This is a genomic window from Promicromonospora kroppenstedtii (genome assembly GCF_044389675.1).
In the GTDB taxonomy this organism is placed as follows: domain Bacteria; phylum Actinomycetota; class Actinomycetes; order Actinomycetales; family Cellulomonadaceae; genus Promicromonospora; species Promicromonospora kroppenstedtii.
In genome coordinates, this window is the sequence record NZ_JBIRYI010000004.1 from 216,349 (window position 1) to 242,128 (window position 25,780).

At 73.3% G+C, this 25,780-nt stretch carries 17 protein-coding genes, 1 other RNA gene and 1 pseudogene; 11 read left to right on the forward strand and 8 right to left on the reverse strand.

From position 1 onward, the window contains the following. The first annotated feature begins 8 nt into the window (after nucleotides 1–8). The 4 genes from ACH47X_RS08485 to ACH47X_RS08500 are packed head-to-tail and all read left to right on the forward strand — an operon-like array spanning nucleotide 9 to nucleotide 7,457. Nucleotides 9–1,157 carry an AAA family ATPase gene (locus ACH47X_RS08485; protein ID WP_397403270.1) on the forward strand — a complete coding sequence of 383 codons (1,149 nt, stop codon included), beginning with the start codon at nucleotides 9–11 and terminating at the stop codon, nucleotides 1,155–1,157. After that, nucleotides 1,154–4,171, forward strand: a complete 3,018-nt coding sequence (locus ACH47X_RS08490) for a DUF5682 family protein (protein ID WP_397403272.1) — start codon at nucleotides 1,154–1,156, stop codon at nucleotides 4,169–4,171. Before ACH47X_RS08485 ends, ACH47X_RS08490 begins: the two co-directional genes overlap by 4 nt. Continuing rightward, nucleotides 4,168–5,412: a VWA domain-containing protein gene (locus ACH47X_RS08495; RefSeq protein ID WP_397403274.1), complete on the forward strand. Its 1,245-nt coding sequence runs from the start codon at nucleotides 4,168–4,170 to the stop codon at nucleotides 5,410–5,412. The genes ACH47X_RS08490 and ACH47X_RS08495 overlap by 4 nt, the downstream gene beginning before the upstream one ends. After that, nucleotides 5,409–7,457: a hypothetical protein gene (locus tag ACH47X_RS08500; RefSeq protein WP_397403276.1), complete on the forward strand. Its 2,049-nt coding sequence runs from the start codon at nucleotides 5,409–5,411 to the stop codon at nucleotides 7,455–7,457. The genes ACH47X_RS08495 and ACH47X_RS08500 overlap by 4 nt, the downstream gene beginning before the upstream one ends. Before the next feature lie 351 nt (nucleotides 7,458–7,808). Here ACH47X_RS08500 and ACH47X_RS08505 read toward each other — a convergent pair whose 3' ends face one another. After that, on the reverse strand, nucleotides 7,809–9,452 hold the full coding sequence (locus ACH47X_RS08505; protein WP_397403278.1) for an HNH endonuclease signature motif containing protein: 1,644 nt from the start codon (nucleotides 9,450–9,452) through the stop codon (nucleotides 7,809–7,811). Nucleotides 9,453–9,649: 197 nt separating this feature from the next. Here ACH47X_RS08505 and ACH47X_RS08510 point away from each other — a divergent pair, with 197 nt between their 5' ends. Beyond that, nucleotides 9,650–11,761, forward strand: a complete 2,112-nt coding sequence (locus ACH47X_RS08510) for a bifunctional 3'-5' exonuclease/DNA polymerase (RefSeq protein WP_397403280.1) — start codon at nucleotides 9,650–9,652, stop codon at nucleotides 11,759–11,761. A gap of 80 nt (nucleotides 11,762–11,841) precedes the next feature. Here the strand turns inward: ACH47X_RS08510 and ACH47X_RS08515 are convergent, their stop codons facing one another. Beyond that, nucleotides 11,842–13,140: an aspartate aminotransferase family protein gene (locus ACH47X_RS08515; RefSeq protein WP_397403282.1), complete on the reverse strand. Its 1,299-nt coding sequence runs from the start codon at nucleotides 13,138–13,140 to the stop codon at nucleotides 11,842–11,844. A 198-nt stretch (nucleotides 13,141–13,338) separates the two neighbouring features. Between ACH47X_RS08515 and ACH47X_RS08520 the strand changes: the two genes are divergently transcribed. Then, complete coding sequence (locus ACH47X_RS08520) at nucleotides 13,339–14,295, forward strand: LysR family transcriptional regulator (RefSeq protein WP_397403284.1); 957 nt, start codon at nucleotides 13,339–13,341, stop codon at nucleotides 14,293–14,295. Here ACH47X_RS08520 and mtnN read toward each other — a convergent pair. Beyond that, nucleotides 14,264–14,986 (reverse strand): 5'-methylthioadenosine/S-adenosylhomocysteine nucleosidase, encoded by a 723-nt coding sequence (gene mtnN, locus ACH47X_RS08525; RefSeq protein WP_397403286.1) that lies wholly within the window; start codon nucleotides 14,984–14,986, stop codon nucleotides 14,264–14,266. The genes ACH47X_RS08520 and mtnN overlap by 32 nt on opposite strands. 150 nt (nucleotides 14,987–15,136) lie before the next feature. Next, nucleotides 15,137–15,586, reverse strand: a pseudogene (locus tag ACH47X_RS08530) (S-ribosylhomocysteine lyase); the annotation flags it as partial. Between the two features lie 115 nt (nucleotides 15,587–15,701). On the opposite strand from ACH47X_RS08530, the gene ACH47X_RS08535 reads away from it, so the two are divergent. The 3 genes from ACH47X_RS08535 to ACH47X_RS08545 all read left to right on the forward strand — a co-directional run bounded on the left by ACH47X_RS08535 (nucleotide 15,702) and on the right by ACH47X_RS08545 (nucleotide 18,285). Next, on the forward strand, nucleotides 15,702–16,646 hold the full coding sequence (locus tag ACH47X_RS08535; RefSeq protein ID WP_397403288.1) for a Nif3-like dinuclear metal center hexameric protein: 945 nt from the start codon (nucleotides 15,702–15,704) through the stop codon (nucleotides 16,644–16,646). 161 nt (nucleotides 16,647–16,807) lie between these two features. Further along, nucleotides 16,808–17,563, forward strand: a complete 756-nt coding sequence (locus tag ACH47X_RS08540; RefSeq protein WP_036962943.1) for a zinc ribbon domain-containing protein — start codon at nucleotides 16,808–16,810, stop codon at nucleotides 17,561–17,563. A 14-nt stretch (nucleotides 17,564–17,577) separates the two neighbouring features. Continuing rightward, the gene (locus tag ACH47X_RS08545; RefSeq protein WP_397403291.1) at nucleotides 17,578–18,285 is read left to right on the forward strand and encodes a histidine phosphatase family protein; all 708 of its coding nucleotides are present in this window, start codon (nucleotides 17,578–17,580) and stop codon (nucleotides 18,283–18,285) included. Between the two features lie 15 nt (nucleotides 18,286–18,300). Here ACH47X_RS08545 and ACH47X_RS08550 read toward each other — a convergent pair whose 3' ends face one another. Together ACH47X_RS08550 and ACH47X_RS08555 are read right to left on the reverse strand one after the other, a co-directional pair. Beyond that, nucleotides 18,301–19,902, reverse strand: coding sequence for an MFS transporter (locus ACH47X_RS08550; protein WP_397403486.1), 1,602 nt, complete (start codon nucleotides 19,900–19,902; stop codon nucleotides 18,301–18,303). 8 nt (nucleotides 19,903–19,910) lie between these two features. Further along, the gene (locus ACH47X_RS08555) at nucleotides 19,911–20,750 is read right to left on the reverse strand and encodes a YaaA family protein (protein WP_397403293.1); all 840 of its coding nucleotides are present in this window, start codon (nucleotides 20,748–20,750) and stop codon (nucleotides 19,911–19,913) included. A gap of 190 nt (nucleotides 20,751–20,940) precedes the next feature. Here ACH47X_RS08555 and ACH47X_RS08560 point away from each other — a divergent pair, with 190 nt between their 5' ends. Together ACH47X_RS08560 and rnpB are read left to right on the forward strand one after the other, a co-directional pair. Next, complete coding sequence (locus tag ACH47X_RS08560; RefSeq protein WP_397403295.1) at nucleotides 20,941–21,324, forward strand: tautomerase family protein; 384 nt, start codon at nucleotides 20,941–20,943, stop codon at nucleotides 21,322–21,324. 46 nt (nucleotides 21,325–21,370) lie between these two features. Beyond that, nucleotides 21,371–21,769: RNase P RNA component class A (rnpB, locus tag ACH47X_RS08565), an RNA gene on the forward strand. Nucleotides 21,770–21,938: 169 nt separating this feature from the next. On the opposite strand, the gene ACH47X_RS08570 is transcribed toward rnpB, so the two are convergent. Continuing rightward, nucleotides 21,939–23,948 carry a cytochrome P450 gene (locus tag ACH47X_RS08570; protein WP_397403297.1) on the reverse strand — a complete coding sequence of 670 codons (2,010 nt, stop codon included), beginning with the start codon at nucleotides 23,946–23,948 and terminating at the stop codon, nucleotides 21,939–21,941. Nucleotides 23,949–24,465: 517 nt separating this feature from the next. Further along, nucleotides 24,466–25,698, reverse strand: a complete 1,233-nt coding sequence (locus tag ACH47X_RS08575) for a cytochrome P450 family protein (protein WP_051432866.1) — start codon at nucleotides 25,696–25,698, stop codon at nucleotides 24,466–24,468. Nucleotides 25,699–25,780 lie beyond the last annotated feature (82 nt).

The following is a 25,780-nucleotide window of genomic DNA, read 5'->3' on the forward strand; positions in this document are numbered from 1 at the left end:
AGGACGTCATGACCACGCAAACCACCCAGCCAGACACCAGCGCCACGGCAGGAACGACTGCCGGAATCGACGAGATCCGCCCGCCCGCCGAGGTCCGCTACGCCGCCGAGCTGGCGACCCTGGCCGCCTGGGACGTCGAGCGCGGGCACGAGCTCCCGCCGGGCTGGCGGCTCAGCCCGCGGGCAGTGCGGGCGTTCGTCGTCGGCTCCGACGAGCTCGGTGTGAGCCGCAAGTTCTACGGCGACGACCCGCTGGTGGACCGTGCCGTCGTCTCCCTGATGGGGCGCCAGGGCCTGATGCTCGTGGGCGAGCCGGGCACGGCCAAGTCGATGCTGTCGGAGCTGCTCTCGGCGGCGGTGTCGGGCAGCTCGACCCTGACGGTGCAGGGCACCGCGGGCACCACCGAGGACCACGTGCGGTACTCCTGGAACTACGCACTGCTGGTCTCCGAGGGGCCGAGCGAGCGGTCCCTCGTGCCGTCGCCGATCTGCACGGGCATGCGTGAGGGCCGCGTGGTGCGGTTCGAAGAGATCACGCGCTGTGCCCCGGAGATTCAGGACACCCTCGTGTCGATCCTGTCGGAGAAGCAGCTCATGGTCCCCGAGCTCGGTCCCGACGCACGGGTCGCGGCCCGGCCGGGGTTCACCGTGATCGCGACGGCGAACCTGAAGGACCGCGGCGTGCACGAGATGTCGGCGGCCCTCAAGCGCCGCTTCAGCTTCGAGACCGTGGCCCCGGTGCGGGACCGCGCCTTCGAGATCGAGCTGGTGCAGCGCCAGCTCGCGGCCGAGCTCGGCCCCGAGGGGGACCGGCCCGAGGTGCCGCGCGATGTGCTCGAGGTGCTGGTCACCGTGTTCCAGGACCTGCGCACGGGCAGCACCCGCGAGGGCGCGCCGGTCAAGCGGCCGGAGACGGTCATGTCGACGGCGGAGGCCGTCAACGTCGCCGTCGCGGCCTCGCTGGAGGCCCGGTACCTGGGCGACGGCACCGTGACCGCGGCCGAGGTCGCGCGGCAGGTTGCAGGCGTGGCCCTCAAGGGCGAGGAGGAGGACGCGCGCCGGCTGCGGCACTACGTCGACAACGTGGTGCGCGAGCGCGCACGGACCGACGCGCGCTGGAAGGCCTTCTTCACCGCGGCAGAGCCGCTGTGGCGGTGACGGGCGGGGGCGCCGTCGGTGACGGCCGGCGGGCCGGCGCCGTCTGGGAGCTGGCTCCGGAGCGCCTGCGTGCGGCCGCGGACGCCGTCGGAGGGCTACGTGCCGACCGCGGCGTCTACCTCGCGCCGGTGCGGCACCACAGCCCGGCGTGCGCCGTGGCGGTGCGCGCGGCGATCGAGGAGCTGCGGCCGGCGGCCGTCCTCATCGAGGGGCCGGAAGAGTTCACGCGGCTCATCCCGGACCTGCTGCACGAGGCGACGCGACCGCCGATCGCGGTGCTGAGCCTCGGCGACTCCGGAACCGGTTCGTCGGCGGAGAACTCCGAGGCCGGCGGCGGCTCCGGTTTCTACCCGCTCGCTTCCTTCTCCCCGGAGTGGGTGGCCCTGCAGGCGGGGCGCGACGTCGGCGCCGAGCTCCGGTTCATCGACCGGTCCTTCGGCGAGCGGTCGGCCGCGGAGCGCGCGGTGTCGGGGTCGGGCGGGTCCGGGTCTGATGGGCCCGGTGCTGGTCCGGGTGGTGCTGGTCTGGGCGGTGCTGATCCGAACGGTGCCGCGCTGGGTGCCGGTGGGGCGGATGCCGAACCCGATCCTTTCGCGCGCACGTTGATGTCCGAGCGGTACCTGGCGCACTCCGAGGCGGTCGCCGCACTCGCACGTCGGCTCGGGTGCCGGGACCACGACGAGGTCTGGGACCACCTGTTCGAGTCGCGGCCGAGTGCCGAGCTGGCCGACTGGCGGGCCGTCTTCGACGACGTCTTCGCGTGGGCGGCGCTCGCGCGCCTCGACTACGAGGAGAGCGTGCTCGCCGCCGACGGTTCCCTGGACCGCGAGGCACGCATGGCAGCCCGTGTCGCCGAGACAGCGGCCGAGGTCGACGGGCCGGTGCTCGTGGTGACCGGCGCCTTCCACACGCTCGCGCTGGTGGAGGCGTTGTCCGGCGCGGCGGAGGGTGCGCCGGTGCGCGACCGCCAGCCGGAGGGCGGCTTCGGCCCGGTCGCGGAGGGCGAGGCGTGGCTGGTGCGGTACGACAACGAGCGGCTCGACGGCCTTCGGGGATACGGCGCGGGCATGCCCTCGCCGGGGTATTACGAGCGCCTGCACGCTGCGCACCTCCGGGAGCTCGCGTTCCACGGCACTCTCGTCGGCGGCGCGCTCGACGGGGCTGTCGCTGGCGCTGGCGCTGGCGCCTTAGACGGTGCTGTGGATGGTGCTGTCGGCAAGGCGCCCGGCCCGGTCGGCGCCCGCGCCCTGGCCGCCGAGATCCTGGTCGACGTCGCCCGGGGCGCCGTCGAACGAGGCCACGCGGTGAGCCTGCCGCAGGTCAGCGCCGCCGCCGAGGCGGCCACGCGGCTCGCGGTCCTCCGCGAGCGGGCCTTCGCGGGTCGTACCGACCTGCTCGACGCGATGCGGTCGTGCTATGTGCAGGACGACGGCGGCGTCGGCGGACCGGGTGAGCCCGAGCGTCCGCTGGGGCTGGCGATCGCGGAGGTGTTCGGCGGGCGGGCGCTCGGCGACGTACCGCCCGGCAGCGCGTCCCCGCCCCTGGTGCGCGACGTGCGCGAGCGGGTGCGCGCGGTGCGGCTCGTCGTCGACGACTCGTTGCCGCGCACGGCCCGCCTGGACGCGCGTCGGACGGCGTCGCACCGGGCCAAGCGTCAGGTGCTGGCCCTGCTCGACTTCGTCGGGGCCGGCTTCGGGCAGCTTGTCTCGGGGCCTGACCACGTGGCCGGCCGAGGTCTCGGGCTGATCACGGAGGAGTGGCAGTACTGCTGGACGCCGCTCGTCGAGGCGCGCCTCGTGGAGATGGTGCACCTCGGTGCCACGCTGGAGGCCGTCGCCGTCGCTCGGCTGACCGAGGCGGAGGCTCGGCTGTCGGGTGCCCGTGCGGGGTCCGGTGCCGTGCCCGGAGTAAGTTCTGGTACGGGGGCTGTGCCGGGCACGGGGGCTGTGCCCGGTACGAGGGCTGTGCCCGGCACGGGGTCCGCCTCTGTCGACGCCATTGCACGGCTCGTGGCGCAGGCGCTGGTGATCGGCATGGGCTCGCACCTGCCGCGGATCGTCGCCTTGCTGCGCGTCACCCTGGACACCGACCGCGACGTGGACTCCGTCGTCTCTGGCGCGCGCCGGCTGCTCGGCCTCTGGGAGGCGCGGGTCGAGCTCGGCGCCGAGGAGTACGCGGGAGAGCTGCTCGACCTCGTGAGCCAGGCGCTCGCCACGGCCGCCTACCTGGTCAGCGACCTTGGCAAGGTGCGTGCCGAGGACGAGGACGCCGCTATCGGCACCCTGATCGGCCTGCGTTCCCTGCTGCGCGACGCGGCGGCCGCCGACGGAGCGTTGGCAGACGGCGGGTTGGCTGACGGCACGTTGGCTGACGGCGCGCCGGCTGACACTGCCGTGGCGGGCAATGTGGCCGCGGGCAATGTGGCCGCGGGCGCGGACTGGGCGACCGTCGGCGCGGTGAACCGCCTCGCCGTCGCCCGAGAGCTGGGGCGCCTGCGTGACGACGAGAGCACGGCCCCCGCGGTGGCCGGCGCCCTGCTCGCCCTGGGGTTCACCGACGGCGAGGTGGCCGACGACGTCCTGGTCACGCGGGTGCGCGGTGCCCTGGCCGCGGGCGCCGACCCGGGCGCCGCGGTGCGGTTCCTGGGCGGCGTCATGCGGGCGGCGCCGGACCTCATCCTGCACACCCCGGAGATGTTCGACGCCGTCGACGAGGCTTTGCGCGCCCTGGAGGGCGATGCGTTCCTCGCGGTGCTGCCCGACCTGCGGCGGGCCTTCACGTGGCTGCGGCCCACCGAGACGCACCGACTGGCCAAGCGGGTCGCGGAGCGGACCGGAGCGCGGGTCGACCAGGTGGACGTGCGGGTCGCGCTGTCCGAGGAGGACCTCGCCACAGGCCTGGCCCTGGACCGCGAGCTGGCGGCGGTGCTGGAGCGGGACGGCCTGGCCCACTGGGTTGCAGCAACTGACATGGAGAGTGCTGTGGGCGCGACCCCGGCAGGAGGAGAAGCATGAGCGCGATCGATCGGACGCCGCCCAATCCGGCGGTGGACGCGTCATCGGCGTCGTCGGCCGGGTTGGCAGCGGGGACGTCGGTATCGGACGGCGAGGCCGCCCGCCGCTGGCGTCTGGTCCTGGGCCGGTACGCCGCCGACGAGCTGCAGATGGGCCAGCAGGACCAGGGTCTGGAGCGGTCGCTGCGGTACCTGTACGACCGCGAGTACACGGCCCGCGGGCACCGCGTCGGCCGAGGTGGACCGGGCGGAGAGGGCGGTCGGGGCGGTGGCGGCGCAGGGCTGGGCGGTTCCCAGCCGCACGGCGTCGACGTCACCGCGCTTGGCTGGCTCAACGAGGCCGGCAGCCTGTTCCCGCGCGAGACCTTCGAGCGCATGCAGGTCGACGCCGTGAGCCGGTACGGCCTCACCGAGCTGCTCCAGGACGAGACCGCGCTCGAGACACTGGAGCCGTCGCGCGAGCTCGCGGTCGCGATGCTGCAGGTGCGCGGTGCCCTGAACGACCAGGCCGCCAACGGCCTGCGCCGCATCATCCGCCGCGTCGTCGACGACGTCGTGAAGCGGCTGCGGCCTCGGTTCACCACCGCGGTCAACGGCCGCATCGACAGGTCGCGCCGCTCGATGCACCGTGTCGCGCGGAACTTCGACTGGAAGCGCACCCTGCGCGCCAACCTTGGCCGGGTCGACGCGGACGGCCGCATGATGGTGCAGGACGTCCGGTTCTCCGCGCGGGCCAAGCGCACCCTGACCTGGGACGTCATCCTGCTGGTCGACCAGTCGGGATCGATGGCGCCCTCGCTGCTGTACTCCGCGGTGTGCGCCGGGATCCTGTCGGGGCTGCCCGGCATCAACGTGCAGCTCTACCTGTTCGACACCTCGGTGGTGGACATGTCGCACCTGGCCGCCGACCCCGTCGAGGTGCTGATGACCGCCCAGCTCGGCGGCGGCACCGACATCGCGCGCGCCATGCGGCACGCCGAGCAGCAGGTCCGCAACCCGTCCCGGACGGTGGTGGCGCTGGTCAGCGACTTCTACGAGGGCGGATCGGTGTCGAGTCTGCTCACGACCGTGCGGCGCATGGCGTCGTCGGGCGTCACCATGCTCGGGCTCGCCGCGCTGGACGAGGCGGCCGAACCCGTCTACGACCAGGGCACGGCGCGGCACCTGGCCGAGTGCGGCATGGAGGTCGCCGCCCTGACACCCGAACGATTCGCCGAGTGGCTGGGGGAGGTGCTCTCGTGAGCGAGAGGAAGACCTATGCCTGGGCGGCGCCCTATGCCGGCCTGGACGACGACGCGCTCAAGGCGCTCGGCAACCCGGGCCTGCTGCGTCGCGCCCGCAAGGACACCGTGACCGAGGTGTCGCACGACGCCAAGGGCGCGGTGCTCGACGTGTCCGGGGTGACCGTGCGTGTGGACGGCCGCGGTCCCGCGGCGGTCTCGTGCGACTGCCCGACGGCGGGCGTGTGCCAGCACGTGCTGACCGCGTGCCTCTGGGCGATCGAGGTAGCACCCGAGGCGCCGCCGGCTGGTGCTGGACTGTCTGGTGCTGGACCGTCTGGTGCGGGACAGTCTGGCGCTGGGCAGGCCGGTTCGACGTCGGTCGTGGCGCTGTCGGTGCCCAGGTCGGCGGGAGCTAGCGCGGAGTCGGGCGGCTCAGGCGAGCCCGGTGTCGGGGCTCCCGGGGCTCCCGGGGCTCCGGATGCTGCGGCCAGGTCCGGATCGGTTGCTGCCGGAGCAACGGCTGCGGGCTCGGGCACGTCGGCGAAGCGCGGCCCGACCCCGGCAGTGCTCAAGCGGCGCCGGGAGGCGCTCGCGGAGGTACGCGACGTCGTCGGACGGCTGATGTCGGGCGGCCTGTCCCACCTCGGCACCGACGATGCCGAGTCACTGACCGCGCTGGCCGGCCGCGTGCGCGTCGCCGGGTTCGACCAGGTCGCGCCCGAGCGGATCGGTAACGTGCGGTTCGACGGGCTCATCCGGGTCGGCGGCGGCCTCGTCGCGGGTCTGGCTGGCCGCGACGACGCCGTCACCGAGTCGGACCTGCTCGACGTCCTCGCCGAGATCTGGGCGATGTGCGAGGTGCTGGAGCGTGCGACGGACCCGGTCGCTGCCGGAACCGGTGCCGGCGGTGCTGGCGCGGGCCCGGTCGGCAAGACAGGGCCGGGCAAGGACAGCAAGGCCGGGTCGGGCAAGGCCGGCAAGGACGGCAAGGCCGGGGACGCCGACGACGAGGTGGACATCGCGCGTTGGGTCCCGCTCGGGGCCCGGTGGTGGACCTCGCAGAGCGGCTCGCGTGGCCTGGCCTACCTGGGCTGGGACGCCGAGACCGAAGCGGGCGCGCACTCCGTGGCCGACGCCGGCCAGGTGCGGCAGGTCGTGACGGGACGCCCGTCGGGCACCGACCCGCGGTTCCAGCGCAGCTGGACCAGCCCGCTGCTGTGGAACAGGTCGCTGAGCACGCTGTGCGAGGGCGGGTTCGCCCTCACCAGGGTGCGCACCAAGCCGGACGGCGGCCTCGGCGCCGGTGGTGCCCCGGTGCTCCAGCGTTTGGAGGGCGACGGGTTCGACCTCGACGAGCTCCGCGTCATCGCCGAGCGCACCGGCGCCGGGGTACAGCCGCGCGACGTCGTCGGGTTCGGGCGCCGTCCGGCCAACGTCCGGCTGGTGCTGGTGCGCGACGTCGGTGAGGTCGGCATCGACGAGGTGCGCCAGGAGCTGACGCTCTCCGTCATCACGTCGGAGGGGGACACCCGGCTGCTGCGGCTGCCGGTTGCGGGCGAGCAGGCGGTCCAGACGCTGCTGTCGGTCCGGTCCAAGCTGGTCGCGGTGACGATCGAGCGACGCGAGGAACGGGACGAGCCGGTCGGCCTGTTCGTGCGCGACAAGAAAGGGGCGATCAGGCTGGTCAGCCCCACGATCACCCCGGCGTGGTCCCTCGAGACGAGCTACTGGGACTTCTGGCGCCGACGGTTGCGGAAGCTCAAAGCGCAGGCTTCCTCGGCCAGGTCGGTGCGTCCGGCGCCTGCTCCGCCGGCCCCGGTCCGCCGCGTGACACTGCTGCTGGGCGACGTCCTGCTGGCCGCCGCCGCGACGGGCCGCCCGGCGCTCACGACCCGGCAGCGATCGGACGTCGAGCAGGCGCGCCTCCTGGCGCGAGACCTCGGGCTCGCAACGCTGGAGCGCACGGCCCAGGGGTTGCTGGCCGGCGACCTGACGCCGCCCACGGTGCTGCACGCGGCCTTCGTCGTGGGCCGGGCCCGCGCCGTGGCGGACGTCGCGGGCTGAGCGCCAGGTCGTGACCGCCCGGGTGGTAACTCGCGGGTCGGGGCTCGGTCGATCGGGTTACGGTCGACCGAGCTCCGGCCAGTTGACGACGGCGTTGGGTCGGTCGAGCTGTGGCCCGTCGACCGAACGCCGATCGACCGAACGCCGATCGGCCGAACCCCGATCGGCCGAACCCCGATCGGCCGAACCCCGATCGATCGAGCTTCGATCCGTCGGCTGCGGCGCTCGGCCGGCAGAGCTCCTGCCCGCCGGCCGAGCGACCGGCCGGAGAGCCCGCGCCGGCGCGGACGCCAGCAGTCGTCCCGCCCACGGTGCTGCGGTCTCGCGGTGTTCCGGCCCGCACGGCGTGGGTCATGTTCTTCGCCAGTGCGTGCCAGGTGGGCTGCCCACCGGGGTGAGCTCGCGGCCGTGCCGGTCGACGAGCGTCCATCCGGAGTGGCGGGCGCCGTCCGGGTTTCCGGTCCACCGCATCGTGATGCCGGTCCGGTCGACCAGGTCGTGGTGGTGCCAGCACAGCAGGGCTGCGTTGCGCACGCTCGTGTCTCCGCCGTCGGCCCAGTGGCGTTCGGCGTGGTGGACCTCGCAGCGAACGGGCGGCTGCGTGCAGTCGACGTAGACGCAATGTCTGTCGCGGGCGATCACGGCCCGGCGCATCTGCCCGGTGACGGTGCGCTGCGCCCGACCGACGTCGAGCACCTGGCTGTCGGGTCCGAAGACCACCCGGGTCACCGCGGCGTCACAGAGCAGACGCCGCAGGGTGCTGGTCGGCACGAGCGATGCGGAGATGCCGAATCTCGCGGGCGCCGCGGTGACGTCGGTCAGGCCCGTCTGGCCGCCGGTCCCCGGCAGTTCCTTGGGAGGTAGGCGATCCGCCTCATGGTCGTGATCGCCCACGCTTCCGCCATCACTCGCGCTGGCCCCGCTGCCGCTGCTGCCAGGCGCACCGGACCGACCGGTCAGGCGAGCGAGCTCCGTCCACGACACGGTCACGGTGACGTGCGGTCGTACGGCGCCGCCTGTCCCGGTGTGGCCGTTGTCGAGCACGGTGCGGGCGAGGTCGGCGAGAGCCTGAGCGCGTCGCTGCGTGGGGGTGCGGTCGTCGCCTGGCGTCGGAGCGCCCATCACCGAGTCCATCGCGGTGCGCAGTGCCTCACCGTGCTCGTCGGTGAGGAATCCGGCGACATGGTAGCCGCCGAAGGTCTTGGCCACCTCGAGGTGCTCGCGCTCCGAAGCCCGCTTGTACCCGCGCTCGTCGGACTCCGGGTCAGCGACGCGTGCGAACCGGTCCACGAACCGGCGGAACACGAGCGGGCCGTGCTGGTCGGCCAGGTCCAGCAGCACCTCCTCCCCGGTCGGCCCGTGAACCACGGCCCCCGCGCCGTCGCCAGCGGGGTCCCCGCCTGTGGGCCCGGCCGGCTCGCCGTCGTCAGCCCCGGGACCGTCGGCGCCGTCCGCAGCGGCCTCGTCGCCGTCGTTCGGGGGCTCGTCCTCGCCTGTCCCGCCGGGCGCCGTGTCGACCGGGCTCACCAGCGCCTTGCGCCGGTCCTCCGACGTCGGGCCGACATCGACCATCGCCCGGACCTGGTCCATGCCGAGCCGTCCGCTCAGCGCGGCAGCGAGCGTGGCCGGAAGGTGGTCGAGAAGCCGCTCACCGGTCAGCACGTCCCGGCTCGCCGTGCGCATGGTGACCTTCTCACGGCGAGCGAGCCAGACCCGGAACGTCCGTGAACCGTCGAGCGCCCATCTGCCGTCGGTCTCGATCCGGGGCAGCCAGGTCATCCGGAGCACTTCCAGCTGCGAGCACACGACGCGCAGCAGCGGTGATGCCGCAGTCAGGCGTCCGGCGATCCCAGCGGTCCCGCCCGGCGGAGTGTCGTCCAGCGCCGCCGGACCTGCGACGCCGACCAGTTCCCGTGTCAGTACCTGGAGGTCCGTGACGATCTCCTCGAGCGAGCGCGCCCCGGCGCTCGTCGTGCTCGGCTGTGCCAGCACCATCCGGTCACCCCCTCGATCCGACGCTCGGCCTGGTGCCGGCGACCTGACGAGGCTATCGAACAGAGGTGCTCACTTCTCGTGAGATTTGAGATCTGTGGATAACTCGTCGGAGCGCGACGGCGAGCCGTCGGACCTGACGTCCATGGCGAGGAGCCGCCGACCTCCGAGTGTCAGTGGCTCACGGCAGACTGGTCCCCATGCACACGGTGGTCTCCCAGGATGGCGCGGAAATCGGCCTACGGTCGGTGTCCGACTCCGGCGCGCCCGAGGGCGAGCCGCACATCGTCGAGGCCTCCGGACTGACCCGCGAGGTGACAGCCGCTGAGTCGTCCCACGTCCGCTGGACCTGGGACGACACCAACCGCTGGTACCCGGCCCTGCTCGCCGAGGGAGTCCGGGTCGACCGCGCGCACGACCTGCGGCTGGCGCACGCCGTGCTGCGCACCTCAGCGCTGTCGGCGCGCACGGCGCTCGCCGAGGCCGGGCCCACGGCCTGGGACCGCCTCGCCGCGGTACCGCCCCCGGGTGGGCCGACGGCGGCCGCGCTGGTCCGGCCCGACCGTCATCCCGGCTCCGAACCGCTCTTCGACCTCGGCGAGCTGAGCGCTCCGGTGCGCGGGCGCGACGACGCACCCCGTCCGGGGGATGAGCGTGACGGCACGCCGCGCGCCCTTGACGCGGACGGCCCGAGCGCGCGCGGTCAGAGCGCGGCACGGACCAGCTCGGGTGGTACGAGCCCAGCCAGACCTGGCACGGGCCCCGGCACAGCCAGCATCGACTCAGCCGGCCCCGACTCAGCCAGCATCGACTCAGCCGGCCCCGACTCAGCCGGCCCCGACTCAGCCAGCATCGACTCAGCCGGCATCGACCGGGCAGGCCCCGGCACGGCGGGCCCCGGCACGGCAGGCCCCGCCGTGCCCGGCCTCGCCGTGCCCGGCCCCGGCACGGCCCCCGCCAACCCGCTCGACCCCCTCACCGAGCTCACCGCCCAGCTCCGTGCGATCAAGGACAGCACCGATCCCGGCCGGCTCCGGCTCCTGCTCGCGGCCGAGTCCGCGGGCGCGCTGGCCGCCGCCGAGATGCACCACGCCGGCCTGCCGTGGCGTGGCGACATCCACGACGAGATCCTCACCGATGCGCTCGGTCCGCGTCCGCGCCCGGGCGCGCGCCCGGCCAAGCTCGAGGCGCTGGTCGACCAGATCCGGACCGCCCTGGACGCCCCGCCGACACTCAACCCCGACTCCCACCCGGACCTGCTGCGGGCCATGGAATACGCGGGCGTCGGCGCGCGCAGCCTGCGCAAGTGGGAGCTGGAGAGGCTCGACCACCCCGTGATCGCGCCCCTCCTGGAATACAAGAGCCTCTACCGCCTCTACACCGCCAACGGCTGGAACTGGCTCGACACCTGGGCGCCCGACGGCCGCTTCCGCATGGAGTACGTCGTGGGCGGCGTGGTCACGGGCCGCTGGGCGAGCACGGGCGGCGGTGCGTTGCAGCTGCCGCACAACGTACGGCGCGCGGTGGTCTCCGACCCGGGCTGGACCTTCGTCGTCGCCGACGCCGCTCAGCTCGAACCCCGCGTGCTGGCGGCCCTCTCGCGCGACGAGCGGATGGCCGCCGCCGGCCGGTCCAAGGACGGGGCCAGCACCGACATGTACGCCGGGATCGTCGCGACCGGCGCCGTCGACTCCCGCGAGCATGCGAAGGTCGGCATGCTCGGCGCCATGTACGGCGGCACCACCGGCGTCAGCGCACAGGTGCTGCCCCGGCTCGCGCGCGCGTTCCCGCAGGCCATCGACCTCGTCGAGCGTGCGGCCCGGGCGGGGGAGCGCGGCGAGGTGGTCACCACCCGGCTCGGTCGCAGCTCGCCCCGGCCGGGCGAGTCCTGGGCCGCGGTCCAGGGCTCCGCGTTCGACGAGGACGCCGGCGCCGACGCCCAGTCGCGCGCCCGCAGCCAGACCCGGTCCTGGGGACGGTTCACCCGGAACTTCGTGGTCCAGGGCACCGCCGCGGAGTGGGCGCTGTGCTGGATCGCCTCCATCCGCCGTCGGCTCTGGGCGCTGGGGGAGGACACGTCGGACGGCGCCCGGCCCGGGCTCGCCCCCGCGCCGTTCGACCGCCGCCCGCACCTCGTGTTCTTCCTGCACGACGAGGTCGTGGTACACGCACCGGCGGCGCTCGCCCACGTCGTCGCGCAGGAGGTGCGGGCCGCCGCCGAAGAGGCGGGCCGCCTGCTGTTCGGCGACTTCCCGGTCGACTTCCCGCTCAGCGTGGCCGTGACGGAGAGCTACGCGGACGCGAAGGGCTGACCACAAAGCCCCGTCCGGCCAAGCCCCGTCCGGCCGGGCCCGCCAGTCCGTACCCGTCCAGCCCCTACCCGGTCCAGTCTCTACCCGTCCAGCACCGCCTTCAGCGACGCCTCCAGGATGTCCACGCCCCCGTGCAGGTCGTCCTCGCCGATCGTCAGCGGCGGCGCGATCCTGAAGATCCCGCCCATCCCCGGCAGCTGCACGATGTTCATGTGCAGCCCCCGCTCCAGGCAGGCCGTCGTCACCGCGTTGCCGAGGGCGTCCGCGGGAGTCTTGCTCGCCTTGTCCTCCACGAGCTCGACGCCCTGCAGCAGGCCGCGCCCGCGCACGTCGCCGACCACCTCGTACCGGTCGCGCAGCTCCAGCAGCCGCCCGGTGAGCTGCTCGCCCAGCCGTGCCGCCCGTTCGACCAGGCCCTCCCGCTCGATCACGTCGAGCACGGTGAGCCCGACGGCCGCCGCCAGCGGGTCGGACACGTGCGTCGTGTAGAAGAGAAACCCCCGCTCATGGCAGACCTGCTCGATCTCGGCGCTGGTCACGACGGCGGCCACCGGCAGCCCGGCGCCGAGCGTCTTCGACAGCGTCAGGATGTCGGGGGCCACGCCGTCGCGCTCGAACGCGTACATGGTGCCCGTGCGGCCCAGCCCCGTCTGCGCCTCGTCCAGGACGAGCAGCATGCCGCGCTCCTCGCACATCTCCTTGAGGCGCCGGAGGTACCCGGGCGGCAGGTCGATGATCCCGCCGGACGACAGGATCGGCTCGACGACGCACGCGGCGAGGCTGCCGGCGGACTGCTGGTCGACCAGGGCGAACCCGTAGGCGAGCTCGGCCGCCCAGTCGTAGGACCCGTCGGCCGTCCGGAACGGGGAGCGGTAGGCGTTCGGCGTCGGCAGGGCGAGGTTGCCGGGGGTCGGTGGGCCGTAGCCGCGCCGGCCCGCGGAGAAGGTGGCGGACGCCGCTCCCTGGGTCATGCCGTGCCACGAGCGGTCGAACGAGACGACCTCGTACCGGCCGGTGTACAGCTTGGCCAGCTTGATCGCGGCCTCGTTCGACTCCGCGCCCGTGCTCAGCAGCAGCGCCTTGTCCAGCCCCGCTGGCAGTGTCGCGGTCAGCCGGTCGGCCAGCCCGAGGACCGGCGCGCTCAGCATGCCGCTGAACAGGTGGTCCAGCCCCGCGACCGATGACGACACGGTCGCCACGATGTCCGGGTGCGCGTGCCCGAGGATCGAGCTCATCTGCCCCGACGTGAAGTCGAGGATCGGTGTGCCCTCGCTGTCGTACACGTATGAGCCCGCGGCGCGCTCGATCAGCCGCGGGCTGAAGCTGGGTCCGTAGCGGATCAGGAGGCGGTCCGCCTCGTCCAAGAACGTCGTGTCCATCGCCATCCCTCTCGCCGTACTTCTTGTCAGGCCTGAGCCCCAAGCCCCAAGCCCCAAGCCCCAAGTCCCAAGCCGGATCCGGATGCCATCCTCTGCCGCCCGGAAGCATCAGGACAAGCAAACAAAACCGGGTCACCATTCGTGATCAACGTACGGTCGCGGCTGCGCCCGGCCGCCGGGCAGCCCTACAGTCGCCGCATGCTCAACCCCCGGCGCCTCGAGATCCTGCGCGCGGTCCTGGCAGCCGGGTCGATCAACCAGGCGGCGCGGAACCTCAGCTACTCGCCCGCGACGATCAGCCAGCACATGACCGCGCTGGCGCGCGAGACGGGGCTGGTCCTGTTCGAGAAGCAGGGGCGCGGCATCGTCGCCACCGACGACGCGCGGCACCTCGCCGACCAGGCGCAGCCGCTCCTGGCCGACTTCGGCCGCCTCGAACGCGTGGTCGCGGACCTCCGCGCCGGTCACGGGCAGCACCTCGCCGTCGCGTGCTTCGCCTCGGCGGCCGAGCAGTGGATGCCGGCCGTCGTCCGGGCGGTGCGCGAGCTCCAGCCCAACCTCACCGTCGAGATCAGCCTGAACGAGCCGGTGGACGGCCGCGGACGCCGCCTGCCGGACCTCGACGTCCGGACCGAGCCCGCGGGCGGGACAGAGGTGCACCTCGAGGGGTACCAGCGGCACGAGCTGACCGTCGAGGGCTTCGTGGCCGTGCTCCCGGCCACGCACCCGCTGGCCGCCGGCCCGGAGGTCAGCCTCCACGACCTCGCCGACGAGCCCTGGATCGACTACGACATCTACGACAGCCCGATCGGGCAGATCGTACTCACCGCGTGCAGCGCCGCCGGTTTCGTCCCGCGGTACGCCGCCCGCCTGGACGACCACCGGGCCACGCTCCGCCTGGTGGCGGCCGGCATCGGGGTGACGGTCCTGCCGCGCCTGGCCGTCACGGACCTGCACGACGGCCTTGTCGTCCGGCCCGTGACCGGTCCCGCCGTGGCGCGCCGCATCGTGGTCCACGCCCGCCAGGACCGGCGCCGGGCCGCGCTCATCGGCCACGCCGTGGCGCAGCTACGGGCGAGCGCCTGCGAGACCGCCGCCACTCCGACCCGGCAAGCCCCCGCCCTCAGCCCCCGAGCAGCCCGATCGCGGCCGTGACCAGCCGCGCCGAACGCTGTGCGGCGTCGTCCACGTGGGTGAGGAACTCCGTGCCGTCGGGGGCGCACAGGTCCGAGACACCCCGCACGGACACGAACTGCGCGCCGAAGTTGTGGCAGAGCTGCGCCAGCGCCGCGGACTCCATGTCGACGGCGAGCATGTCCGGGAAGTCGGCGCGGAGCGTGACCGCCAGGTCCGCCGTCACGAACTTCTCGGCAGACCCGATCGCGCCCTCGCGCACCTCGAGGTCGGCGATGCCGGCCGCGGCGCGGCGGACGGCATCGGCGATCGCGGGCGCGGCGTCATAGGCCTCCGGCATGCCGGGTACCTGGCCGAGCACGTAGCCGAAGGCGCGCGCGTCGGCGTCCGCGTTCAGGAGGCGGGCGCCCAGGACCACGTCGCCCACGGCGACGTCCTTGGCGAGCCCGCCGGCGCTGCCCGCGCTGATCAGGGGTACGCCCGCGCCGAACCGCAGGATCGCGGCCACGCCCGCGGACGCCGCGTTGACGAACCCGATACCGGTGCGCACCAGCACGACCGGCTGCCCGGCGAGCACGATCCGGCGCTCCTCGGCGAAGCCGACCCGCTCCGGCTCGCCGATCTCGGACGCCAGCGCGAGGAACGGCGCGGCCTCGTCGTCCATGGCGACGAGCACGACCGCGACGGGCCGTTCAGCGACAGAACCAGCCACCCGCTACTTCCCCTCGGCCTCGATCGGGCCCAACGGCAGCGGCGAGCCCGGCCGGTGCGTGCCTGCCGCGGCGTCCCGCGCGGCGGCCTCCAGCGCGGCCGCGTCGCGAGCGGCGGCGTCCCGGGCCGAGGCGTCGCCGGGCGCGTCCTTCGCATAGACCTCCGCCCACACGCCGCGAGCGGACAGGAACGCCGAGGCGGCCTCCTGCGCACCGCTCAGGGTGTGGTTCGCGCCCCAGCCGCACTGCACCTCGTTGGCGGCGGGGACCTCGGTCGCCGCGATGATGTCGCGCAGGGTCGCGTCGATCAGCGCGAGCACGTCGTCGTAGGCGGGCTCGCCCTGCAGCATCAGGTAGAAGCCGGTCTGGCAGCCCATGGGGGAGAAGTCCAGGACGGCGTCCGAGTGGTTGCGGGAGTGCTCCGCGAACAGGTGCTCCAGGGAGTGCACCGTCGGCATCTCGAGGTGCGCGACATTGGGCTGGGTGAAGCGCACGTCGTACTTGACGATGACGTCGCCGCCCGGGAGCTGCTTGCGGTCCGCCAGGCGCACGTACGGCGCGGACACGGCACGGTGGTCCAGGTTGAAGGACTCGACGTTCATGCGGGGTGCTGGGGAGGATGCTGACTCGGTCACGGTCCGAGCCTAAGCCGTCTTCGGCCCCGTGCTCCCCCCCCCCGCACTTCCCCCCTACTACCCCCGTACTACGCTGCATCGCGTGAGCAGCAGCGACGTGCCTGACCCCACCACCCCCACCGGCCCCACGCTCGCCCAGGTGGTCGCCGCCCTCGACGGCCTCTACCCGCCGTCGACGGCCGAGGGGTGGGACGCCGTCGGGCTCGTCGCCGGCGACCCCGCAGCGCCCGTGCGCAAGGTGCTGTTCGCCGTCGACCCGGTGTCCGCCGTCGTCGACGAGGCGCTGGACTGGGGCGCCGACCTGCTGGTCACCCACCACCCGTTGTTCCTGCGCGGCGTGAGCTCCGTGGCCGCCACCACCTTCAAGGGCTCCGTGGTGCACCGGCTGCTGACCGGCGGCTGCGCCCTGCACGTGGCGCACACCAACGCCGACGCCGCCCCGCGCGGCGTCGCCGACGCCCTCGCCGACCTGGTCGGCATCACCGACCGGCGGCCCCTCGAGCAGAGCGCCGCCGCAGGCGCACCTGCGGGCGACGCCGGCGCTCCGGGAACCGACGAGACAGCCCGGGGCATCGGCCGCGTCGGCCGCCTCGCCGAACCCACCACGCTCGCGGGCTTCGCCCGCCGCGTCGCCGCCGCGCTGCCCGCCACCGCGCAGGGCATCCGCTTCTCCGGCGACCCCGACGCCGTCGTGACCACGGCCGCCGTCCTCGGTGGCTCCGGCGACGGGTACTTCGACGCCGTCCGCGCGGCCGACGTCGACGTGTACGTCACCTCCGACCTGCGTCACCACCCGGCGTCCGAGCTGCGCGAACGTGCCGAGTTCGAGGCCCGTGCCGCCGGAGCTCCCGGCCCGGCCGGCACCCCGTTCCTCGTGGACACCGCCCACTACGCCAGTGAGTGGCCCTGGCTGCGCTACGCCGTCGAGGACCTCGCCGCTGCGCTCGCAGCCGACGGCCTCGCCGTCGAGGCCCGCGTCAGCGAGCTCGTCACCGACCCCTGGACCGGCCAGGTCCCCTCCCGCTGACCGCAGGTTCCCGCCTGTGTCAGACGCTCGGGTCACCCGAGTGGTCCGTGGTTCTGCCACGTGCGGGGCACAGCCCGGGCACACGGTCCGCGTGCGCCCGGCCCGTCGGTCGCGGGGTAGCGTTGGACCACCCCCAGATCACGACCGAGAGGACGCCTCCCGTGGCAACTGCACCACCCGAAGACCAGCGCAGGCTGCTGGAGGTCCAGGCGCTCGACACCCGCGCTCAGCAGCTCGAGCACCAGCGCAAGAGCCTGCCCGCGCTCGCGCAGCTGACCGAGCTCGAGGGCCGCATCGCCGACCTGCGTGCCTCGCTCGTCGAGTCGCGCACCCGGGTGGCAGACCTGAAGCGTGAGCTCACCAAGGCCGAGGGCGACGTCGAACAGGTGCGCAACCGCGCCGCACGCGACCAGCAGCGGCTCGACACGGGCAGCGTGAGCGCCAAGGACGCCGTCGCGCTGACCGATGAGCTCCGCTCGCTCGCCACGCGCCAGGCCGCGCTCGAGGAGGTCGAGCTCGACGTCATGGAGCGCCTCGACGCGCACGAGGACGCGCTGGCCAAGGTCGAGGCCGCGAACGACGAGCTCGTCACGGAGAAGACCAAGGTCGAGGGGGAGCGCGACAAGGGTTGGGCCGACCTCGACGCGCAGGCAGCGGCGCTCGCGGCCAGCCGCGTCACCGCGGTCGAGGGCCTCGACGCGGGCCTGGTCGCCCTCTACGAGAAGTTGCGCGCGCAGCTCGGCGGCACGGGCGCCGCGGTGCTGAACGGCAACCGCTGCGACGGCTGCCGCATGGACCTGCCGCCCGTCGACCTGGACAAGATCCGCAGCGCCGCACCCGACGCCGTGGTGCGCTGCGAGGAGTGCGGCCGCATCCTGGTGCGCGTCGCCTCCCCGACGGGTGCCGCCGCCGGATGACCCACCCTGCGGGAGTGTCCCCGCGCCTGGACGACGCACACCCGCTCACCGTGGTCCTCGTGCGGCACGGCGTCACCGCGCTGACGGAGGCCGGCGTCGGCTCGGGGTCTGACGTCCCGGGCCCGCCGTTGAGCGCCCGCGGCCGGATCCAGGCGGCTCAGGCCGCGGACGCCGTGTTCCGCGTCGGGCGTGCGCCCAGGGCGGGGGCGGCGTCGTCGGGCGGGATGCGCGGCGGCGGCCTCTGGCCGGACCTGCCCCGCCCGACGGCGCTCGTCGCGTCCCCGGCCGTGCGCGCCCAGGAGACGGCGGCCGCCGTCGGACGGCGCCTCGGGCTGCACGTCAGCACGGACGACCGGTTCGCCGAGTTCCGGTTCGGGCAGTGGGAGGGGCGCACCGTGCCGGAGATCGAGCAGGGGTGGCCCGGCGCGCTGGCGCAGTGGCGTTCGACCGGCACGTTCGAGCCGCCGGGCGGCGAGTCGTACGCGCAGCTCGGCGCCCGCGTGTGGGATGGGCTGGCCGAGCTGCTGGCAGGTGGCGTGGATCGCACCGTCGTGGTGGTGGGGCACGCCGGGCAGATCCGGACCGCCGTCGGGCAGGCGCTGGGCGCGCCCGCCGCGACCTGGTCCCGGCTGCGGATCCCGCCGGCGTCGCTGTCGGTGCTGCGCCTGTGGGAGGACGGCAGCACCGAGGTGACCGCCGCCGGCGTCCCTACCGACGGCTGAGTTACCAACGCTGAGCTACCGGCGGCTGAGTGCCCCTCGCGCGAACGCCGGGGCGAGCGGCACCAGGGCTAGCACCAGGATGGCCGGCAGGGCGAAGCCGAGCCGCAGGTTCTCGGCGCCGACGAAGCCGGTCAGTACCGAGCCGAGCAGCGCGCCCACGTAGTTGAACTGGTTGAAGCGCGCTATCACGGCGTCGGTGCGGGCACGGTCGGGTTCGACGACGTCGCCCGTGCCTGACGCCGTGTCCCACGCGTTGGCTGACGGCGTGGCCGACGCGCGGCCGGACGTCCCGGCGGACACGCCGCCGTCCGCCCCGCCGTCCGCCCGGCGGGACGCAGGGCCGGACGCGGTACTGGACGCAGGGCCGGACGCGATGCGCCCCGCCGCCGAGAAGCTGAGCGGCGCGACGAGGGCGACCGCCGCGCCGAGGACTGTGAACCCGGCGACCGCGACCTGCCAGGTCGGCGCGAGCGCGACGAGGGTGAGGGCGCCGCAGGCCACGACCGCGCCGATCCGGAGCAGCGGCACCACACCGAACCGGGTCACGAGCTGCCCGCCCGCGAGACGCACCACGATCGACGTCAAGAGGTAGGGGAAGGTCGCCAGGGCGACGAGGTTGCCGGGCGCGTCGAAGGACCGCGCCAGGTAGACGGGGCCCCAGGCCGACGCCGTGGTGTCGACCATGTAGAAGACGACCAGTCCGGCCCCGACCAGCCAGATCGGCCGCCACGGGACCGGGGCCGCGTCCGTGCTGGTGCCGGGTGAGCCGACGCCGGGGGAGACGGCGTCCGGGTAGCCGACGCCGGGAGAGCCGGCCCCCGCCGTCGTCGGACCCGGGGTCGGACCCGGAACTGGGCTGATCAGCCCGGGCGTCCCCGCCCCGGACGCGACCCGCGGGAGGAACCGCGCGAACGCGATCGCGAGCGGGACCACGGCCACGGCCGCGCCCACCTCGGGCGAGAGATGCCCGGTGGCCAGGGCGATGATCGCGGCGGTGATGCCGCCCGTGGTCCAGTAGCCGTGGGATGACGGCAGGATGGGCCGGCCGTACCGGTGCTCGAGGTCGACGGCCTGCATGTTCGTGGTGGCGTCGACCAGGCCGAGCGCGATGCCGTAGAGCGCCACCCCGCCCACGAAGAACGCCATCGCGGGAGCGAGCGTGATCGTGGGGACGGCGACGACCATGAGGGCGAGCCCCAGGCGGAGCATCGGCGCACTGCCGAGGCGGTGCGCAGCACGCTCGGCGACCAGGGATCCGACCCCCGCGAGCAGCACCATCATGAGCAGCAGGAGCGACAGCGCCACCTCGTCCATGCCCCACTGCTCCAGGAACCGCGGCAGCCGGGTGGTGAGGCTGATGAAGACGAAGCCCTGCGCGAAGAACGCCGCGGCCACTGCGATTCGGGCGCTCGTCAGGCTGGTGATCCTCATGACCGCACATCCAACCGGTCGGTTGGCTCCTGCGCCAGGGTTTCGACCCTCTTCCCTCTTTCGAGGCCTAAGTTTCTTCGCTTTCACCCGCCCGAAAGCGAAGAAACTTAGGCCTCGAAGGAGAAGGTCGATCGCGACCCCTCGACCCTGCCGCCTCGACCCTGCCGCCTCGAACAGACCGACCAGCCCACGCCCTACGCCAGCACGAGCTCCAGCGTCCGCGGCCCGCGGGGCTTGCCGTCCAGCAGGTTCGCCTCGATCAGCGTCTGGTCCTTGCCCGAGCCGATCTCGGTCAGCACCACCGAACCGACCAGCTCCTGGGCGGCCTTGAGCACGTCCTCGCTGGTCCGGGCCTCGGACTCACGCCGCAGCAGGTGCCCGGCGAGCACACCGCGCGTGTGCTTGGCGTTGTGCGACACCACGGTCCGCTTGCCGTTCGTCTCGCGCAGCACGCGCACCTCCACCCACTCGGCGGGCGGCTCCCCGCCCGGCCCGGGAGTGGTGCGCGGCTTCCACGCCGCGACGTACGTCGCGGACCGGCAGTCGACGACGACGTCGCCCGCGGCCCGCGCGTCCAGCACCTCGGTCAGGGCGGGCTTCCAGAACGTGGCGAGCCGGCCGGCGTCGGGTAGGCCCACACCCATGCCGAGCCGGTAGGCGGGGATGCGGTCGCCGGGCGCGACCACGCCCCACAGCCCTGAAAAGGTCAGGACGCTCTCCTGCGCGCGCCGCGCGGCGGCGTCGGGCAGGCCGGCCAGTCCGGCCGCCGCGTACAGGACGCCGGTGTAGACCTGGGCGGCGGGCGCCGCGGGCGCCTCCTGCAGCGCGGTGTTGCGCGCCACCTCCTCGGCGAGCCCGTCGCTGACCCCGAGGGCCGTCGTTGCACCCGGGCGCGCGCTGACCTGCGCCAGCTCGGTCAGCACCTGGCGGCGTCGGGCCGTGAGCTCCGGGTGGGCGAGAGCGGCCAGGTCGAGGGGAGCGGCGCCGTCGGGCGCGGGCGTCTTGCCCTCGGAGGGCGGAAGGAGCAGGAGCACCCGCCCAGCCTAGGTCGCGGACCCAGGTGCGCGCGCATGAGGCCGGTCACGCCGTTCCGCGGCTAGTGACTGTGGAACGGCGCAGCCGGCGAACGTAGAGATCGTCGCGTTCTGACGGCTCAGACGCCGACGAACCCTACGTTCACCTCGTTGTTCCGGTGGGCAGCAGCATCGCTTTAGGCTGACGCGCATGGCGCAGATCAAGGTGTACGGGAACCGGTCGGTGTGGAGCGGGCGGCGGGCGGAGATCTCCGATGCGCTGCACGAGGCGCTCGTGCGCACCTGGCAGCTCCCCGCGGAGAAGCGGTTCCACCGTTTTCTCCTGCTGGACGACGGCGACCTGGTCGCCCCGCGTTCGGACGCCTACCTGATCGTCGAGATCGTCTGCTTCACCGGACGCAGCCCCGAGGCGAGGCGGGCACTGATCGCTGCGCTGTACGACGACGTCGCCCCGCGCCTCGGGCTGTCCGCGGACGACCTGGAGGTCGTGATCCTGGAGAGCCCGCGCGAGAACTGGGGGATTCGCGGGGTATCGGGGGACGAGCTGGCGCTGAGCTATCGCGTGGACGTCTGAACCGGCGGGCGGTGCGGAGAGTTGACGGTACTCTTCTACCTGCGGACGAGTCGGTCGGGCGGTCGCGTCGGGCACCCTCGGGTGCCCGCCGAGGAACGTCCGGGCTCCACAGGGCAAGGTGGTGGTTAACAGCCACCCGGGGTGACCCGCGGGACAGTGCCACAGAAAACAGACCGCCCTCGGTCCTCGGACTGGGGGTAAGGGTGAAACGGTGGTGTAAGAGACCACCAGCGCCACCGGTGACGGCGGCGGCTAGGTAAACCCCACCTGGAGCAAGGTCAGACAGACTGTGTTCGAGGGCTGCTCGCCCGATTCTCCTCGGAGAAGCACAGTCGGGTAGACCGCTCGAGCCCTGCGGCAACGCAGGGCCTAGATGGATGACCGTCGCCCGCGCGGGGGTAACCGCGCGCGGGAACAGAACCCGGCGTACAGACCGGCTCGTCCGCTTTTAAGGCCCTGACCTGAATCGGAGCATCAGTCGGAGGCTTCCAGGGGCGAGATCACGTACGCAGTTGCGCCATGGTCGCCTGGCCTGAAGGCCGTGGTGATACCAGTAGGCGTTCCGGGGCCAGCATTGTCGCTGGCCCCGCCGGCCTTTCGTCGATGAGGGCTCGCTACCTCGCGTTGCCTAGGGTGATCCGGCGCCGCAGGGCCTGGGCCAGTGGTGCTTCCCACACGTCGGTGCCCTCCGTCGGATCGGGACCGTCGTGCGGAAGCCGGGCCATCGTCTGCTTGGTGACGCGGATAGCCTCCCGGTCGCGCCGGGCGATGCGCCGGGCCAGGCGCTTGGCCTCGTTCCACACGTTCTCGGTCGGGACGACGGATTGCACGAGCCCGCCCTCCAACGCCTCCTGGGCGTTGATGGCATCGCCGAGCAGCAGCATCGCGCGGGTCCAGCCGGAACCGATCTCGGCGACCAGGCGGTCCAGCACCTCGCTCGGACCCACCGGGATGCTGACGACCGTCTCGGGCGCGCGGAACCGTGCGTCCTCGGCGGCCACGCGCAGGTCGCTCGCGACCGCCAGCCCGAGCCCTGTTCCGGCGACGTTGCCGTGCAGCGCCGCGACTGTCACCGCCGGGCAGGTGCGCCAGGCGCGCAGCACCTCGTCGCTGAGCTCGACGAGGTTGCGGTAGCCGTCGGGGTCGTTGGTGGCGAGCTGGCCGAGCTCGTCCAGGTCGCCGCCTATGCAGAAGTGGCGCCCTTCGGCGCGCAGCACGACGGCGGCGACGTCGTCGGGCAGCGTCGTGAGCACGTCGCCCAGTGCGGTCAGCGTCGCTCGGTCGAGCCGGTTGTCGCCGTCGGGCCGCGTGAGGGTCACCACCAGCACGGCGTCCTCGCGGTTGACCACGACGGGTCCAGCGGCGGACGCGCTCTCACCGGCGGCCACCGCCGCACCGGCACCCGCGGTCGCGGCTGGACGGGGTCGCCGCCGTACCGGCACCGAACGTGTTCCGCGGAAGGCGAGGGTCTCGTCGTAGCCCACTGGCCCGGCGAACTCGAGATCGAACCGCTGCAGCACCTCGGGGAACAGTGTCGTCGCTTCCAGACGGGCCAGCGGCGCGCCCAGGCAGTAGTGCATGCCCACGCCGAAGGCGAGGTTGCGGCGGGGCGGGCGCGAGAGGTTCAGGTCGTGCGGCGAGTCGTAGGCGTCGGGGTCGTGGTTGGCCGCGGCGACCACGGCGTGCACGATCTGCCCGGCTGCCACCGGGATGCCGCCCGGCAGCTCCGTGTCCTGCGCCGCGTACCGGGTCATGAGCTGTACGGGCGATACGAAACGGACCAGCTCCTCGACGGCGCCGTGCACGGCTTCCGGGTGCTCGAGCATCCACGTGGCCTGGTCGGGCCGGCGCAGGAGCTGCACCATGCCGTCGGACAGCAGGGACGTCGTCGTCTCGAGGCCCGCCTCGATCATGACGTTGAGCTGGGAGCCGGCCACCGCGCGCACCGCGGGGTCGGTCTCTGTGTCGAGCCACTCTCCCAGCGGGGAGTCCTCCGCGAGCCGGGGTCTGGGCTGGGCTACGAGCTGTTCCCAGTACGCGTTCCACAGCTTGCCCGCGCGGTCGGCCTGCGCCATCCGCGCCTTGCTCGGCGCGAGGTCGTGCACGTTCGAGAGCATGCGGCTCATCTCGCACAGCAGCGGGATGTCCTCGCGCGGCAGCCCGAGAACGATGCAGAGCACCGCCATGGGCAGCCGGTCGCCGACCAGGGCCCCGAAGTCCGCCTCGCCGTCGGCGCGCAGCACCGCATCGAACCGGTCGAGGTACTCGTGGACGGTCTGGACGATCTGCGGTGTGAGGTCAGCGACCGACTGCGGCGAGACGAACGAGCCGAGGCTGCGGCGCAGCCCGGCGTGCCCGGGCGGGTTCGTGCCGAGCGCGGAGTCGTGCAGGAACTTCAGGCCCGGGTGCCGCACCCACGTCGGCTGGCGCGCGGTGCGCCAGGCGGCGTCCACGGTGCGCCAGCCGGATCCGCTGAGCACCTCGTGGCTCGCGCCGTGCGAGGTGACCATCCAGGCTCCCCACGGCATGCGTACCGCCGGCCCCATGGCCCGCAGCTCGTCGTAGACGGCGTGGGGGTCGGCGCGCCCTTCGGGCGTGCTCAGATGCCGGATCAGCTTGGTCACGCGGCGGCGGGCATTGCGGTCCGAACTGGCTGCGACGGCGTCTGTTGTCTTCCGGGATCTACCGCTGTGGTCAGGCACTGGGGGCTCCTTCTTCAGCCATGACACCATCTCGTCTGCCGATGGACAACGTTAAACATAACGTGCATACCGGGCAGAACATTCGGCCCTTGCGGGTCGCCGTGTGACAGTTGCGTAAAGAAGTGGCTATGAGGCGGCCATGTGACAGTGTGGGTAGTCTTGTGCGCCGTTGGCGCAACCTGGCAGCCTCGGCAACCGCCTGCCACGCCGACCCCGGTGTCGAAGACTCCCTGTCGGTTCGTCACGAACGACACCGTCATTGCCGGGCCGGCCGGCGGAGAGGTGCAGTCGCCAACATCCTCGACGAGGCACGCTGGAACCTCGAGTTCATGCTGCAAGATGCAGGTCCCCGACGGCGAACCCGGCGCGGGCACGGCGCACGAAGACTTGCGTCAACGGCAAGGCGCACGTCGATGCTGTCTGACGCTCCAGGGGCAGGTCAGACGCGGGCAGGCGTGCGGGCGGCCTGGCGCTCGGGAGTGAACGTCACCGGCAGCGTGGACGGGTAGCGCGACCACGGCGACGGCGCCCACTTCACCACCGGGTCGGTGAGCCTCAGGTCGAGCCGCTCCATCAGGCTCTCCACCGCGATCTTGACCACGAGCCGCCCGGGGCGCTTGGCGGGGCACGCGTGCGGCCCGACGCCGAAGGACAGGTGCGACCGGTTGCCCGCCTCGAAGAGGTCGTCGCTGGTGCGTACCCGCGGGTCGTTGTTCGCGGCGGCCACGCCCATCACTATCGCGTCACCGGCGCGGATCTGGGCGGTACCGAGGGTGCAGTCGGTCACGGCGTACCGGGCGGGCAGGTTCGCCACGGGCGGCTCGCTCCACAGCGTCTCGTCCATCGCGTCGTCCAGGCCGCGGCGCACGCCGGTGACGCGGCCGGTGTACCGGGGGTCGGTGAGCATGCGGCGAAGCGTGGCCGCGATCCAGGTCACGAGCATCTCGTTGGCCGCGCAGATCGCGATCACCATGGAGTGCACGATCTCGGTGTCGTCCTCGAAATTCGGGTGCTCGATGAAGCTGGTGGTCAGGTTCGGGCCTGGCTCCGCCCGGGTCGCGATGACGTGATCCATCACGATCTGGTCCATCCGGACCAGGGCTGACGCGGGATCGCCGCCGTGCCCGAAGATCTCGCTCGCGCAGCGCAACAGGTCGACCCCCTGCCGCTCGTCGAAGCCGAACATGCCCGACACCGCCAGGAACGACACCGCCGCCGCATACTCGCCCATCAGGTCCGCACTGCCCTTGGCAGCGAACGAGTCGATGAGCCGGGCGCAGACGACGCGCACGAGCGCTGCCGTCCGGACCTCGTCCATGTCGGCGAACGCCTCGTCCACCGGGAGCCGCAGCCGCCGGTGCTCCGCGCCGTCCGAGAAGTACAGGTTCCGCCGTCCGGTCGGGGACAGGATGGCGTGCAGGGTCGACTGCGGTGGTAGCTGCTCTCTCCAGTGCCGTGGGTTCCGGGCGAAGACGCTCTCGGTGCGCATCACCTCCATGACCTCGGCGTGCCCCAGCACGAGCCAGCCCGGTACGCCTGGCTCCAGGTCCACGGGGGCCACCGGCCCCCACTGGTCCTGCAGCTTGCGCAGTGCCGCAGTCATGTCCTCCGCACCGGTCAGGTCCACCAGCGCGACCCGGCCCCCGCTCCGCTGCGGTTCCAGGTCAGGCATGCCCCTCCACCCGTCGACATTCATCCAAATTATCCATCGAAATCGGGGGCGACCTGCGTAGACGCCCGATCAGGCGTTTCTA